The 15557-nt window shown below is 35.9% G+C and carries 10 protein-coding genes; 6 read left to right on the top strand and 4 right to left on the bottom strand.

Annotation, left to right across the window (positions count from 1 at the left end; translation table 11 throughout):
* The first annotated feature begins 214 nt into the window (after positions 1-214).
* The 3 genes from A4F88_RS01600 to A4F88_RS01590 all read left to right on the top strand — a co-directional run bounded on the left by A4F88_RS01600 (position 215) and on the right by A4F88_RS01590 (position 4145).
* Complete coding sequence (locus tag A4F88_RS01600; RefSeq protein ID WP_068840788.1) at positions 215-532, top strand: helix-turn-helix domain-containing protein; 318 nt, start codon at positions 215-217, stop codon at positions 530-532.
* A gap of 79 nt (positions 533-611) precedes the next feature.
* A complete protein-coding gene (locus A4F88_RS01595) occupies positions 612-2057 on the top strand; it encodes a DUF3945 domain-containing protein (protein WP_068840787.1) in 1446 nt (481 codons plus the stop codon).
* 18 nt (positions 2058-2075) lie between these two features.
* Entirely contained in the window at positions 2076-4145 is a 2070-nt protein-coding gene (locus A4F88_RS01590) for a type IA DNA topoisomerase (protein WP_068840786.1), read from the top strand.
* A 233-nt stretch (positions 4146-4378) separates the two neighbouring features.
* Here A4F88_RS01590 and A4F88_RS01585 read toward each other — a convergent pair whose 3' ends face one another.
* A complete protein-coding gene (locus tag A4F88_RS01585; protein ID WP_068840785.1) occupies positions 4379-4816 on the bottom strand; it encodes a hypothetical protein in 438 nt (145 codons plus the stop codon).
* 623 nt (positions 4817-5439) lie between these two features.
* Between A4F88_RS01585 and A4F88_RS01580 the strand changes: the two genes are divergently transcribed.
* The 3 genes from A4F88_RS01580 (at position 5440) to A4F88_RS01570 (ending at position 12566) form a co-directional block, all read left to right on the top strand.
* Positions 5440-8463, top strand: coding sequence for a SusC/RagA family TonB-linked outer membrane protein (locus A4F88_RS01580; RefSeq protein WP_068840784.1), 3024 nt, complete (start codon positions 5440-5442; stop codon positions 8461-8463).
* Positions 8464-8557: 94 nt separating this feature from the next.
* Positions 8558-9898 carry a RagB/SusD family nutrient uptake outer membrane protein gene (locus A4F88_RS01575; RefSeq protein ID WP_245179000.1) on the top strand — a complete coding sequence of 447 codons (1341 nt, stop codon included), beginning with the start codon at positions 8558-8560 and terminating at the stop codon, positions 9896-9898.
* 118 nt (positions 9899-10016) lie between these two features.
* Complete coding sequence (locus A4F88_RS01570) at positions 10017-12566, top strand: S9 family peptidase (RefSeq protein ID WP_068840782.1); 2550 nt, start codon at positions 10017-10019, stop codon at positions 12564-12566.
* Positions 12567-12628: 62 nt separating this feature from the next.
* On the opposite strand, the gene A4F88_RS01565 is transcribed toward A4F88_RS01570, so the two are convergent.
* From A4F88_RS01565 to A4F88_RS01555, 3 genes are all read right to left on the bottom strand, one after another.
* Positions 12629-12913, bottom strand: a complete 285-nt coding sequence (locus tag A4F88_RS01565; protein WP_068840781.1) for a DUF6520 family protein — start codon at positions 12911-12913, stop codon at positions 12629-12631.
* Between the two features lie 105 nt (positions 12914-13018).
* Complete coding sequence (locus A4F88_RS01560) at positions 13019-14503, bottom strand: MauE/DoxX family redox-associated membrane protein (RefSeq protein WP_068840780.1); 1485 nt, start codon at positions 14501-14503, stop codon at positions 13019-13021.
* A 133-nt stretch (positions 14504-14636) separates the two neighbouring features.
* Positions 14637-15551, bottom strand: coding sequence for an AraC family transcriptional regulator (locus tag A4F88_RS01555; protein ID WP_068840779.1), 915 nt, complete (start codon positions 15549-15551; stop codon positions 14637-14639).
* Positions 15552-15557 lie beyond the last annotated feature (6 nt).

The raw sequence follows: 15557 nt of genomic DNA, 5'->3' as shown, positions 1-15557 counted from the left end.
CCCATCTCTACCCATTGGCATAATTACTTCTACAGTCTCAGAATCCGAGCTGTAAAATCAACAAATCATTGATAAACAGATAATTATTTATTTTCTAAAAATTTACAAAAAGATACTTTTCAATTGGCGAAGCTTGGCAGGAAATGCCGTAAATGCGTTCCAATTTTACATAGATCATTAATCGAAAATTAGTAATTGACAAAATATAGCTATTATGAATATCGACAGAATGGAATTTATGACATGGATGGAGCGTATAATGGAGCGCTTCGATATACTGGGTGAACACTTTGAAAATGCCCAGAAACAAAAGAGTGCTATTGATGGGGAAGAATTACTGGACAGTCAGGATCTGTTTATGATGCTCAAGGTCAGTTCTCGCTCTTTACAGCGGTACCGATCCTCAGGTAAGCTTCCATATTACACTATTAGTGGTAAACTTTATTATAAATTATCAGATGTAAACCAATTCATCCGCGATAGTTTTTCGGCTCCACTGAGAAAACAAATTAGGACAATCTCGGACAAATAAAGCCTGTCGGAGAACTGATGCGCCGACCTGTTCAATCTTAATTTACTTTCGACTACACTTTAACAATACTAAATATATTATGAGCGAACAAGAAAAATCCAAACAAGAAGGACCGGAACAGATAAGTGATATTCTCCTGGTTCTGGACAAGGAAAAAATGAAAATTGTGGCTGTAAAAGGAATTGATAAAAATGGAGAATTGGAAACGGTTCCCGCTGATAAAAAAAATCAAAATCAATTTATGCGGGTTGATAAACAAGGAGATATCCTCTCCAACTTCTTTTCCAATTTCATTAGCCAACTAAAAAATCCGACCCGTTTCAATTTTTTCAAAGTGCCACAACTTCTGGCTGTTGATATTGCGGCAGAAATGCAAAAACAGATTGATAATCCAACACCAGAAGGCAAAAAGCTAATGAACGAACATGAAGTTAAAATGGAATTGCAAAAAGATAACAAATTAGAAAATCAAAAAAACATGGAAACAACACAAACAACACCAGAAACAAACGAATATCGTTTCAAACCGGAACAAATCGATTGGGATACCATGAACAATCTGGGACTCAGCAAAGAAAAACTCGAAAAAATGAACCTGCTTGAACCGTTACTTAAAGGGTACAAGTCAAATGAGCTGGTTCCAATCAGTCTTAATTTAGGAACTGCTATCACACGAATGGATGCCAGGCTGTCATTACAATCAAATGAAGAAGGACAGGTTGTGGTTGCCATTCACGGTATAAGGAAAGAGCCAACATTAAATTTTCCGTTTTTCGGTCATGAATTTAGCAAAGAAGATAAGGACAACCTGCTTAAAACCGGAAATATGGGGCGCGTTGTAGACCTTACTAATCTCAAAACAGGAGAACCAGTTCCCTCAATCATTAGCGTAGACAGACTTACCAATGAATTAGTAGCTCTTCATGTGGAGAAGATAAAAATTCCGGATGAAATTAAAGGAATCAAACTTAATGAAGGACAAAAACAAATATTACTGGAGGGAAAACCGCTTTATATAGAAGGTATGATCTCTAAAAAAGGAGAACCATTTAATGCTACTGTCCAGTTTAATGCCGATAAACGATATGTCGAATTCCAATTTGACAGAACAAATATCACTGGTCAAACCCAAAACAATCAGCAACAGCAAAATCAGGAAGTTCCAAAAACCATAAGAGGGAAAGAACTCAGTGAGCAACAGTACGAACAATTTGCAGCAGGGAAAACCATTTATGTAGACGGATTGGTAGATAAACAAGGTAAAGAATACAAAGGATATCTGACTTTCAATAAAGATACAGGCAAAGCAGGTTTTTCATTTAGCAATCCTAACAGTGTGAAAATTCAGCCAGCTGAAGAACATAAAACCCAAACAGCTGTCAATTCAGAAGGTAAAACTAATGAGGCTACCAAAAGTATTACTGAACCGCTAAAATCAGGACAAAAAGAGCCTGACAGCAAGAAACAACAGGAAGAACAAGAGCAAGACAACACACAAGCCAAGAGCAAAGGCAGAAAAATGTAAACATAAAAACATTGAGATATGAAAGCAGTAATCGCCGAGAAACCGAGTGTGGCCCGTGAAATAGCCCTATTATTAGGTGCAACAAATAAGGAAAATGGTTTCTTTACAGGAAATGGTTATATGGTAACTTGGGCTTTGGGTCATTTGGTAGGGTTGGCTATGCCGGAAGATTATGGAATTTCGGGTTTTCAGAAGGAGGCCCTGCCCATATTACCTAATCCTTTTTTGTTGAAAGTAAGAAAAATAAAAAAAGAGAAAAACTATGTTACTGATGTTGGTGCGGCAAAACAGCTTAAAATCATCGGACAGGTAATAAAAAATTGTGACAGTATCATTGTAGCTACCGATGCTGGACGTGAAGGAGAATTGATTTTCCGTTACATCTATGAATATCTGCAATGTAAAAAAACTTTTGAACGATTGTGGATTAGCTCTCTCACTGATAAAGCCATAAAACATGGATTTGAGAATCTAAAACCAGGCAGTGATTTTGATGGTTTATATCTGGCTGCACAAGCCAGAAGCCGTGCCGATTGGCTTGTAGGTATCAATGCCTCACAAGCACTTAGTATTTCCGCAGGCAGCAGTATTTATACATTAGGAAGAGTACAAACACCTACGCTGGCGTTAATCTGTAAACGATATTTGGAAAACAAAAGTTTTGAAATCAAGAAGTACTGGCAGTTAGAGCTTAGTCATCAAAAAGAGTTTGTTAACTTTATAAGCCTCTCCAAAAAGAAATGGGATGATAAAAAACAAGCTGATGCTATTTTTAAATCCATTCAGCGAAGCAAAACTGCCAATGTTTCTTGCATAGAAAACAAAACGATTACAGAACAGCCACCTCTTCTTTTTGATTTAACCGGGCTGCAAAAAGAAGCCAATAAGAAGCTGAACTTTTCAGCAGAAGAAACCCTTTTTATTGCCCAAAGCCTGTACGAAAAGCGATTCATTAGCTATCCAAGAACAGGTAGTAAATATATCCCGGAAGATCTTTGGGATGAAATTTCTAATTTGGTCAGAGCATTGGAAAACAGAGATACTTGTAAAGAAGCTTTTACCAGAATAAAATGGGGACGATTAAATAAACGTATAGTTAATGACCTGAAAGTAACCGATCATCATGGTCTGCTTATTACAGAGAAAATCCCATCGGCATTACCGGCTAAGGAAAATGCGATTTATGATATGATTGCGCTACGGTTATTAGAAGCGGTTTCGGAGGCTAGTATAAAAGAAATTACTGATATAACTTTACATGTTTTACATCATGATTTTTCTTTGAAAGGCTGTAACAAGATTATGCAGGCAGGATGGCGTGCAATTAGAGGAAGTTTTTTTGACGAAGAAAGCGAACACATTCAGGAGCTGCCAGAACTAAAAGTTGGTGATGAAATTAAAATCCAAGAAGCAGTTGTAGTGGAAAAGAAAACGAAGCCTCCTGTATTATACACAGAAGCAGGGCTTTTATCGGCTATGGAAACAGCCGGAAAGGAAATTGAAAGGGAAGACACTCGAAAAGCATTACAAAATATTGGAATAGGCACGCCAGCGACAAGAGCTGCTATCATAGAAATACTTTTTAGCAGAAAGTACATTCAACGGCAAAATAAATCCCTGATGCCAACTGAAAAAGGGTTGCAAGTATATAATATTGTGAAACATAAGAAAATTGCAAATGTAGCAATGACTGGCGAATGGGAATTAGTTTTAGAAAAAATAGAACATAATCAAATTGATTCCGGTGTATTTCAAAAAGAAATTGAAGCCTATGCAGTTTCTATTACTCAAGAACTTCTAAATACTTCCATAGTAATTCAAGGTTTGCCAACCCTGATTTGTCCCAGATGCAGAAACAAGGAATTGCTTATCAAAGATATGCTTGTTAAATGCCCTGATGATAGTTGCAAATGGATTCAGTTTCGTAATGTTTGCGGAATTCAGCTAAGTATACAAAACATAGAAAATTTAGTCAATAAAGGAATTACCTCTCTTATAAAAGGTATGATGAGTAAGTCTGGAAAGAAATTCGATGCGTATATTGTACTTACTAATGATGGGAAAACTATTTTTGAGTTTAATAAATAAATAGTGTTATCAAATTTTTAATTTAATGGATTAGAAATTAGTAACATAGATCTTATATGATAGGATTTAAAAATATGGGGAAAAGAGCAATTAATATCGACATTATTTATAGGATAATGGATTTAGAAGTATTAAAATAATATTTGAAATCGTTTTAAAAAAAATAAGGTTTTCTGAAAGTAATTTTTAGAAAACCTTATTTTTTGAGATATATTCAAGTACAGATAATTGTCTTACTCTATAATGGTCAGGTATTCTAATTTATCTGATTTCCATAGTAAAAATTCTTGCTCACTTAATGGGATTGTAGAAATTACTTGATATTTCTTTTTTGAAATTTCTTCATCAACTTTTTTGGAATTAGACTTTGTATTTTTAAACAATTTTATTCTAATTCTAACGATATCATTCTTAATAATTTCTGCTGGGAACAAATCTCCATAAGTTTGTAAGTTAAATATGTCGACAATTCTGTTAACAATACGAATATTATACCTTGCCCTTTGTTTTAAATTTTCTACTTTACTTACAAATCCTTCTGACAAATCTAATTTTTGCGACAAAGCTACTTGAGAAATATAAGGAATTGAATTAATTCTCATATCTCTGACTTTTTCAATTAAATAAAAATCCAATTGGGAAATTACTATTTCTATTACTTCTTCTTCCATAGTTATAAAAGATGAAAGAAATACCTTTTTTTAAAAATACACACATCCACAGGTGGATGTGTGTATTTTTTTATTATATTTGAAAATTAAATAATCATTCAATGAGAAAATATGAATATGATTGTTTAATTTTGCGATTCTTCATATAAAAATATTTGAAGCATTCGCTTTGAATCTCGAACAGAAAACTGGTAATTTTTAACACGCGAGATGATAAGTATGATGCTCACGCTTTATTGGCGTGGGCTCTCTTATTGTTGTGTGGGTATACCAGTACCTCTGTTCGATAAGCTGAGTTCCGCGCCTTTTTTTAGGTTTTAATTTTTCTCTGCTTTATTCTTAGCAATTCTTCATTTCATAGTATCGCATCAACATTTTTTGTCTAACAATTAATTACTTGCCTGCCTATGAAATAAACCTTTGTGATATTTACTGCCTGTACTGTTTAAATTTTATTTGAATTAGTAAGACAGTATGGGCTTTTAAATCTTACACTACTTTCTCGGTTTCAACAAGGTTTACTGCTGAAACTAAACAAAAAAAGGCCCTCTATCCACTGTTGACGCAAGAATAGAGAGCCTGATTAAACAAACTTTCGTTTTAATTTAACCTTATTCAATATTATGAAAAATTTTTCATTTTACAAGGGTTGGATGCTTCTTTGCTATACGCTTATTTTAACAATTTATCTGTTTAATAATACTTTAAGAGCCAACCCAAACTTGCTAAAACTGCCTAACCAGCAGAAACAAATTACAGGAATCATTACAAACGGGACGATACCTCTTACTGGTGTTACTGTAAAAGTAAAAGGGAACACTAAAGGTACTGTTAGTGATTACGATGGAAAGTATTCCATTACTGCTAACACTACTGATGTGCTTATCTTTTCCTACCTCGGTTATAAAACCCTCGAAATTACCGTAGGTAACCGAAAAATTATCGATGTAAAAATGCTTGATAACACTACCTCATTACAGGAAGTCACCGTTAATGCTGGTTACTACTCTGTTAAAAATAGTGAACGCACTGGAAGTATTGCCAAAATCACTTCGAAGGATATTGAAAAACAACCTGTAACAAATGTACTAGCCACCATGCAGGGCCGAATGGCTGGAGTTGAAATAATCCAGGATGGTGGTACTGCAGGCGGCGCTTTCCAAATAAAAATAAGAGGGCAAAACAGTCTGCGTACAGATGGTAATAGTCCACTCTACATTATTGATGGGGTTCCTTATTCCTCCGAGACAATAGGCTCCACCGAAACGTCTACTACAACCGCTAGCCAAACAAGCCCACTTAACAGTATTAACCCAGCAGATATTGAAAGTATTGAAGTTCTTAAAGATGCTGATGCCACCGCAATTTACGGTTCCCGAGGTGCAAATGGTGTAGTACTTATTAGTACCAAAAAAGGGAAAGCTGGCAAAACAACAGTAACTATTACAGCTTCGTCAGGTATTGGTAAAGTAACAAAGATGCTAGATTTGATGAACACAGCACAATATTTGGAAATGCGTCGACAAGCGTTCGTGAACGATGGTATCACAGTTTATCCAAATTCAGCATATGACATCAACGGAACATGGGATCAAAATCGTTATACTGATTGGCAGAAGGAACTCATCGGCGGCACAGCGCAGGTCAACAACACCCAACTGGCAATTGCAGGAGGTTCCAATTCAACACAATATCTCTTAAGCGGAAATTACCGTACAGAAACAACCGTATTTCCGGGAAATTTTGGATATAACAAGGGAGCAGTTCATTTCAGTATGAACCATGTATCTGATGATAAAAAATTTAAATTAACACTTTCAGGAGGTTACACCTCTCAAAAAAATAACCAACCCTCCACAGACCTTACAGGTATATCACGAACATTGGTACCCAATGCCCCAGCTTTGTACGATATTGATGGAAATTTAAACTGGGAAAACAATACATTCGAAAATCCTCTCGCTTCGCTGCAGAGTAAAGGAGTAATTAAAACTAACGATCTTCTGGCTAATGCAGTACTTAGCTATGAGATTATTCCCGGTTTGGAATTCAAGACAAATTTGGGTTTTACCGATCTTAAGAATAATGAAGTGCGTGCGATGCCTTCTACAATGTACAATCCTGCTTATGGGATAGGCAGCAGTGAATCAATACTACTCACTAATACAACGTTAAGACAATCATGGATAATTGAGCCACAACTACATTGGAACAAAACATTTACCAATGGCAAAATGGATATCCTGCTTGGCGCTACTGCACAACAGCAAAAGAGCAACCGCCTGTATCAAATGGGATATGGATTTGCAAGTAACAGCCTTATAAATGACCTATCTTCAGCAAATTCTGTTTTTACATTTACTAGTGATGAGACTGTTTATAAATACCAGGCTTTTTTCGGAAGGATAAATTACAATTGGCAAAAACGGTTTATTTTAAACTTAACGGGACGACGCGATGGATCAAGCCGTTTTGGTCCTGGTAAACAGTTCGCTGTTTTTGGTGCCGTTGGAGCAGCATGGTTATTTTCTAACGAAAAATTCTTAAAAGAGAATACCAACATCCTAAGCTTTGGAAAACTGCGTGCCAGCTATGGAACGACAGGGAATGATCAAATTGGTGACTATCAATTTTTAAATACCTATACATCGGCAGGAACACCCTATCAGGGGACCATTGGATTAAATCCTGTAAGGCTGTTTAATCCCGATTTTGGCTGGGAGATCAATAAAAAGTTTGAAGCAGCCCTTGAAATCGGTTTTTTTCAGGATCGTATTTTTCTAACTACGGCATGGTACCTCAATAGATCCTCTAATCAGCTTGTAGGTATACCATTGCCGGGAACCACAGGCTTTTCATCCGTAAATGCAAATCTGGATGCTACTGTAGAAAATACAGGAATAGAATTAACGCTACGAACGCTGAATATTGATCGTAAAAATTTTAATTGGACAACAAACTTCAACATATCAGCGTCAAAAAATAAATTGATTTCATTTCCCGGATTGGAAGCTTCTACCTATGCTAATAATTATGTTATCGGAAGTTCCTTGAACATAACAAAAGTATTTCACTATACCGGACTCAACATACAGACAGGTATCTACGAATTTGAAGACGTAAATGGCGATGGTTTTATTACAGCTGACAAGGATAGAAAGACAGTAGCAGATTTAACGCCAAAATATTTTGGCGGGATACAAAATCAATTTCAGTTTAAGAATTTACAGCTGGATTTTCTTTTCCAATTTGTGAAACAAAAAAACTACGATTATCTCGCTAATGTACCTCCGGGAGCTTTTTACAACCAAATGGCGGCTATGACAAATTCATGGCAACAGTCAGGTGACAACACTCCCTATCAACAGAACACAACCGGTACAAATGGTGAAGCCGTAACAGCATTTTACAATTACAGGTTAAGTGATGCTGTTATTGTTGACGGATCTTATATACGCTTGAAAAACATTTCCCTCAGCTATGATTTACCACTAATGATGGATAAAAGTCTAAAGTGTAAACTTTTTTTTCAAGGACAGAACCTTATGACATTTACTCCTTATAAAGGCGGGGATCCCGAGTTTAAATATGCAGGGTATTTACCACCATTAAAAATGTATACCGTTGGTGTTCAATTGACTTTTTAACATAATACTTCTAAAGATGAAAACTACATATAAAACATTTCGGTCTTTTTTAAATGAAAAGCGGATAAGAATTAATATCATTTCAATTTTGGCTTTGCTAGTTGTATCTATCCTGACAAACGCCTGCGATAATTTTGTAGAAGTAGATCTTCCGGGTTCACAGCTTACCGGTGAAACTGTATTTGAGGATGTAACTACTGCGAATGCTGCGATGGCCGGTGTGTATACGAAACTTCGTGATACAGGATTATTGACTGGTCGCTCTACGGGTTTATCTTGCAGATTAGGATTGTATAGTGATGAATTGGATTATTATCAGGCTAATGACCCCAATTACTTCTATACGAATTCCCTCTTTTCTGCCGAATCAGGAATACAGGATTTATGGAACCAAAGCTATAATGCGATTTATGCGGCTAATGCTATAATTGAAGGTGTATCAGCCTCACAATTACTGTCTCAAAATGATAAGGATCAACTTAAAGGCGAGGCTCTTTTTGTCCGAGCACTTATTCATTTTTACCTGCTTAATCTATACGGTGAGATCCCTTACATAAAAACAACAAACTATACTCAAAACAGTAAAGTGTATAAAATCCCAGTCTCTGAAGTGTATAACCAAATAGTAAATGATTTATCGGAAGCGGTTTTATTACTGCCTGAAGATTATATAACCTCAGAACGGGTTCGCGCCAACAAAGCAGCTGCTCATGCCTTGTTAGCCCGGGTGTATCTGTTTATGGGATTGTGGCCGGAATCTGCCAATAGTGCTTCTGCTGTTTTAAATAACCCACTTTATACTTGGGAACCTGATTTAGACAAAATTTTCCTTAAAGGATCGAAAACAACTATTTGGCAATTTATGCCCGATAGTGATACGGCTAATTCTGCTGAGGGTAACCTATTTGTTTTTAACTCAGGGCCACCTCCTACTGTTGCATTAAATAATAATCTGATGAGCTCATTTGCGAGTAACGATCAGAGAAAGACGCATTGGACCAGAGCAATTACTGACGGAAATACAACATGGTATCATGCTTATAAATACAAGCTGAATTCAGGTGCTGGAACCTCAAGTGAATACTCTGTTGTTTTTCGTCTTGCAGAGCAGTATCTCATACGTGCAGAGGCACGAGCTAGACAAGGTGATCTCATTGGGGCAAAAGAAGACCTGAATAAAATACGCAATACTGCAGGACTACCTGATACAGATGCTCTTTCTTCAGCGGAAATTACAACAGCAGTACTTAATGAGCGTCGTTTCGAATTTTTTACCGAATTTGGACACCGTTTTTTTGATTTAAAAAGAACAGGCAGTCTGGACACTGCATTAGCTTCAAAACCCGGATGGTCACATAACGATGCCCTTTGGCCTCTGCCTGCACAAGAGTTACAGGCAAATCCAAATTTAAATCCGCAAAATCCAGGCTATTAATTCATCTGCCATGAAAGAAACGAACATGATAAATCGGAAGAATGCTCATTTGAGCATTTGGGAAATGATAGTCTGCATCTTTTTTTTGATTTGTAGTACTTCAATAGCAATAGCGCAGGTGAGACAGAAAAAACACCTTAGTGAAAATGAATATTATAAATGGGGTGATTTAAGAGTTACAACTGTATCTGGAACAGGAAGTTGGGTCAGCTATAAAATGAGCTATGAAAATAATACAGATACCCTCTTTGTTAAAAGTACGGTTGGAAATAAAATATATTCTTTCCCAAATGGCAACAACGGTATATTTTTAAATGCAGATATTTTCACCTGCATGATGCCTGACCAGAAATTATATATTGTTGATCTTAATTCCGGGACAAAAGTAAAAGTAAATGATGTAAGCCGATTCGAGGTTGCTTATAATGGAAAGTATATTATTACCCTAAACCAGACTTATGGTCTTAAAAGCAACATGCAAATCAGGGATGAAAATGGAGAAATTCTAGATCATATTAATGGTGTTTCAGAATACATCCTTAATAGTAAAGCAGATGCTTTGGTCTATAGTAGTGAAGTGTCTGGTAATCAAAATGTGGGCCTTATAGATTTAAAAAAATACGCCAGACATACTGTCATTTCTGCAAAGCAGCATCGTTTCCACATGCTCACATGGCAAAACAATGGAGATGCAATAGCTTTCTTCAATGAAACAGACAGTATTACAAAAAACAATAAGTTGTATTTATACCAGTTATCGAAGCGAAAAATACTCCAACTTATACAGCATGATTTTAAAGAAATAGCAGAACTGAATCTTGTAAAAGATCTAGGTTTAAAGATCTCCGATGATGGCTCAAAGGTATTCTTTGGCATTAAAAAAAGGGAACTTAGCTCTTCTGTAAAGGAGAACGAGGTAGAAATATGGAATGGCAATGCGCCCTTTGTTTATCCTTTGGAAAAAAAGATTGGAAACTTTCAAGACAGTTCTAAACTCGCAGTGTGGTTTTTAGAGAGCAACAGTTGCCTTCCAATCTCCTCGAATGAGCTGCCATACGTGAAGTTAACTGGAAAACAGGATTACGCGCTCCTTTCAAATCCCAAATCGTATGCTCCACATTACAAACAGGATGGTGATGTTGATTATTATATTACAAATCTTAGAGATAACACCCTTTCATTTTTTTTAAAGCAACAGCCCACAGACCATAATGACCTTATTTTTTCTCCTTTGACAAATCAAATTGCCTATTATCGTGATGATAACTGGTGGCTGTATAATCCTGATAAAAATAAAAGGGTTAATCTTACGAGCGGCATTGAAACAGTATGGGATTCAAGGAATGATGCACTAATGCCTCCTATTTCACCTTATAATTGTCCCGGCTGGAGTTCAGATGGTAAGTATCTATTGCTTTACGACACCTATGACCTTTGGATAGCTGACCTTACGCAAAATACCTGCAGAAGAATTACCCATGGCAGGGAAAAAAATATTGTTTTCAGGATAAGTCAGTTTGAATTTTCTAATATATTTTCAGCAAAGTATGATGGAAAAAGTACTGCGGTATTTGATTTGTCAAAAGATTTAATTCTGGAAGCTACTGATAAAGATGACTGTTCTACAGGATACTTTATTTGGAATGCAAGAAAAGGAGAAAAACCATTGGCTTTTAACGATAGTGCGATTAATCAGGTACGCAGATCAAAAAATGGCTATTACTTCTTTATTGAGCAGAAATTTGATAAGTCGCCTGTTTTGTTATTTAAACCCAATAAAAGTGCAAAAAGTACAGAAGTATTTGCAAGTAATCCACAGCAAGAGCAATACAATTGGGGCAAATCAGAACTAATCCATTATACAAATAAAAAAGGTCAAGAATTGAAGGGGGTATTGTTGTATCCTAGCGATTATGATAAGGAAAAGAAATATCCAATGGTCGTGTATATTTATCAAACTAAGTCAGTCACACTGCATGAGTATACGAATCCTTCCCAATACAGTGAGGAAGGTTTCAATCCCACCAATTATACCCTGAACGGTTATTTTGTTTTGCTGCCGGATATTGTTTATGAATTGGGAGATCCTGGCCCTTCAGCTACGGACTGCGTTGTAGCCGCAGTTAAAAAAGTAATTGATTTTGGATTTGTAGATCCTGAAAAAATAGGTCTTATTGGACACTCTTTCGGAGCGTATGAAGCAAATTTTATTATTACACAAACGGATATTTTTGCTGCAGCAATATCAGGTGCAGGAATAAGTGATACTGTTTTATGGTATTTTAGTATGGGAAAAGATTTGGAAATCCCTCAAGCCTGGAGATTAGAAAACCAGCAATTGAGAATGGGTAAATCTTTTTACGAAGATCAGCAAAGCTATTTTCGTAATTCTCCTTTAATGAATGCGGAAAATATAAAAACACCATTACTGCAATGGACAGGAAAAGAGGATACAAATATTTGCTGGGAACAAAGTGAGGCTTTTTATATAGCATTACGAAGGCTGGGAAAAGAACATATGATGTTGGTATACCCTGATGAATCCCATGCTATCTACAAAAAAGACAATCAGAAAGACTTAACAATACGAATACAGCAATGGTTCAATCACTATTTAAAAAAACGACCATCAGCTTCATGGATAAGTGTTGGTACAAAAGCGCAATAGAACAATAAATATAATGCAGTTCCAACAACCGGAACTGCATTACATTTCAATCCAATTGAAAATTATTGATTTCTAAATAATTGAAGGTTACATGGAGCAGTATCAGATGCTTTTCTATATACCTGGAAGCTACTGCTACCGTTGTTGTACATACAAGTAGCTGAACCGCTTGGATTACAATCCACCTGCACTTCCTTACAGCTGTTTGGTTGTGGAGTATGAATGTAACCCGAAATTAATACTGTGTCCGTTTTGCTTTCCTTTGACACATTTGTGCTTACAGCACCTGCGCTTGCCAGAGCAAATGCTGCAATTGGCAATACTAAAGCTTTTACAATAGTTCTCATAATATTAAAATTTAAATTAATGATCTACTCTTTTTTACAGGTTTTCGATCTTACCCCTGTTACCGGGCCCGGTAGCAATGAATCAATTAATTGATTTGTTTTTATTTATTTTTTCATAGCTTTTTTAATGGTGTTTCCTAACGAAAACCGTTGCAGGACTATACCTGAAATGGCATACAGATTGGAATCAGTAACTAAGAAATATTTCATCTTTGATTTTCCAATATTGTAAATATAAAAACTGGAAACATATTCATTTTTGGAGATGTCATAAACATCAATTATGGAGGCCTGATCCCAAACTTCTTCACTTTCAAACCTTCCTTTAAGTGAGGAATTCACAAAAAGTAAATTGTTAAAAACAGCCGTGTTTTTGTTTACCATATAAGGAGGTGCTCCTAATTTGGTATCACCTGACAGTTTTATTTTGATTACTTTTAATTTAGCTTTTGTGGTGGTATCTATTGTATTACCCCTGTAGCTTACATTCAATTTATCATCAGTAACAATATATTGGTTTCTGTAGTAGTAGGTATAAACAAAACGTTTAAGTCCGTTACTATATTCAAATGTTCCGTCAGTATCAAATATGCCGTCAATTTGTTTTTCCAGAATATCAGGATTATATTTAATGCTGACATTGTTATTAAAGTATAGGGCTCCCATCAAATTCTCACCTGTATTTTTTTGCTGGCCGCGAATGGCGATGCTATTTGAATCGATTACCGCTGCTTTGGTAAAAAAATGATTACCATTGTAAATTACGCCTGCATTCCAGTCTGTTATTTTACCTTTATAAATTACTGGAACCATACCATCATACAGATAAAAATAAGGTGCTTGTATTCTTACTTCCGCTGAACGAAAAGGAAAATCATCGCGATCTAATCGTATTGTATACTGTTTTTTGTCTTTGAAAACAGTATCAAAAACTTGCATTTGTAAAGGAGCAGCAAAATTTCCTAAATATATTTTTCCGTTATCAGAACCCGCGAGATAAAATGAAGGGTTTTGTAAACTGGTTTGGTCAATTTTTGTTATGGCATATTGGTCAAAACGTCTGATAAATGGATTTTCCCTGGTCATAATATCTTCGGATGTAAAGAATAATAAAATCATGATTCCAATTGAGGCTATGTTCGTAATGAACAGTACTCTTAAGGCCTTCTTCCCATGATTCAATAATAGTATGGCAGTTATGCCCAGCAAAATAAAGACACAATTAAATACAAGGTGTTCGTGCCAACCTAACTTTTCCAGAATACCGCCGCATGAACAGGGAATAAAAGAGCTATAATTTAAAATAATGATAATATAAGCAGTGAACATTGTCATCAATCCAACAGCCAGAGATAAGGCCGGCAGGCGGAGTTTTGGTATACCTAATAAAATCGAGATCACGATTTCCAACAGCAGTACACCAAAAGATACATAAACTGCAAATGCGCTTAAAAGAGGTGACTGTCCTAATTGTGTTTGAAAATTTTGAAAATCCAAGAATTTGCTTCCTGCTGCATAAACAAATAACAGTATATACAGAAAACAAACTACTTCTATAAAAATATACTTATGACGCTGGCTAAATTTCATGGCGGGGGTGATTGAGAATTGGTGATGTAAAATTCTCAAAACAGTTTTACATAACTGTTATCCAATCAGGAGATTGACTTATCAATTCGGAATTCTTTTTAAAGTTAGCTTCTATAAAACCTCTATAAAATTGTTATAGCATTGGATTGTCACTTGTAGAGGAAGATCTCCTTTCAAAATGAGTTGGCGGATATCCGAATTTAATTTTGAAAGCCCTTGAAAAATTTGGATAGGTAGAAAACCCGATCATGAATGCGATATTTTTTAAAGGTATCTTGGTATGCTGAATCAAGTGCAAAGAGCGTATGAGTCTTTGATTATTATAAAATTGATAAATCGAGGTTTTAAACAGGTATCTGAAACCAACTTTCAATTTATTTTCATTGGTGCCAAAAATCCTGGCAAGTTTTTGTACTGTTGGAAAGGACGCACCATTATATTCCAGAACATAATCGTACACGGCCTGTATTAATTGGACATCGAGCTCATTTTGTATTTCATTTTGCTGCCCTATAATGCTATTGTGTTCTACCGGGGCTGCCTTAAATGAGCTTACTATTAATTGTCCTGATGTTAAAAGTTTAGATACGCTGCAAAAAGTGTCAATAATTAATTTATCAGATGTTAGAAATATAAGCGGCAACGTGGTGTAATGCAACGCTCCCTGTTGCATTTTATCTGCTATGATCCTCCACACCTGTACCGATTCCGGTGCCAGAATTTTATCAAAATCATGTCCAAGTATTTTGTTTGGCTCTAAGCCCAAAAGATTTGGAATATCATTACTAAAATCCATTATAGTAAAATCTAAGTCTAATAATAAGGTAGTTTGCACCACATAATGATAGGCAGCATGAGGATTGATGTAGCCCAGATGGAATACCCCTTCCTTTATCTCCTGAGCCAGCCAATTGATTAAAACAGTCAGGACCTCAAGCTCATCATCATTTCCTGTTCGGGGTATCCGATAGAAAAAATTTCCTGCCGCCATTTCCAGAAGCATTTCATTAATGTTTTTTACGCGTTGCTGATTGATCTCCTGATGCATATACTT

The sequence above is a fragment of the Flavobacterium chilense genome, assembly GCF_001602525.1.
Taxonomy (GTDB): domain Bacteria; phylum Bacteroidota; class Bacteroidia; order Flavobacteriales; family Flavobacteriaceae; genus Flavobacterium; species Flavobacterium chilense.
This window is presented reverse-complemented; position numbering and strand designations above follow the sequence as displayed.

Coding starts and splice junctions, on each gene's coding strand:
- A4F88_RS01565 (WP_068840781.1), bottom strand. CDS start 12,913: ATGAGAACTATTGTAAAAGCTTTAGTATTGCCAATTGCAGCATTTGCT.
- A4F88_RS01590 (WP_068840786.1), top strand. CDS start 2,076: ATGAAAGCAGTAATCGCCGAGAAACCGAGTGTGGCCCGTGAAATAGCC.
- A4F88_RS01585 (WP_068840785.1), bottom strand. CDS start 4,816: ATGGAAGAAGAAGTAATAGAAATAGTAATTTCCCAATTGGATTTTTAT.
- A4F88_RS01600 (WP_068840788.1), top strand. CDS start 215: ATGAATATCGACAGAATGGAATTTATGACATGGATGGAGCGTATAATG.
- A4F88_RS01560 (WP_068840780.1), bottom strand. CDS start 14,503: ATGAAATTTAGCCAGCGTCATAAGTATATTTTTATAGAAGTAGTTTGT.
- A4F88_RS01595 (WP_068840787.1), top strand. CDS start 612: ATGAGCGAACAAGAAAAATCCAAACAAGAAGGACCGGAACAGATAAGT.
- A4F88_RS01555 (WP_068840779.1), bottom strand. CDS start 15,551: ATGCATCAGGAGATCAATCAGCAACGCGTAAAAAACATTAATGAAATG.
- A4F88_RS01580 (WP_068840784.1), top strand. CDS start 5,440: ATGAAAAATTTTTCATTTTACAAGGGTTGGATGCTTCTTTGCTATACG.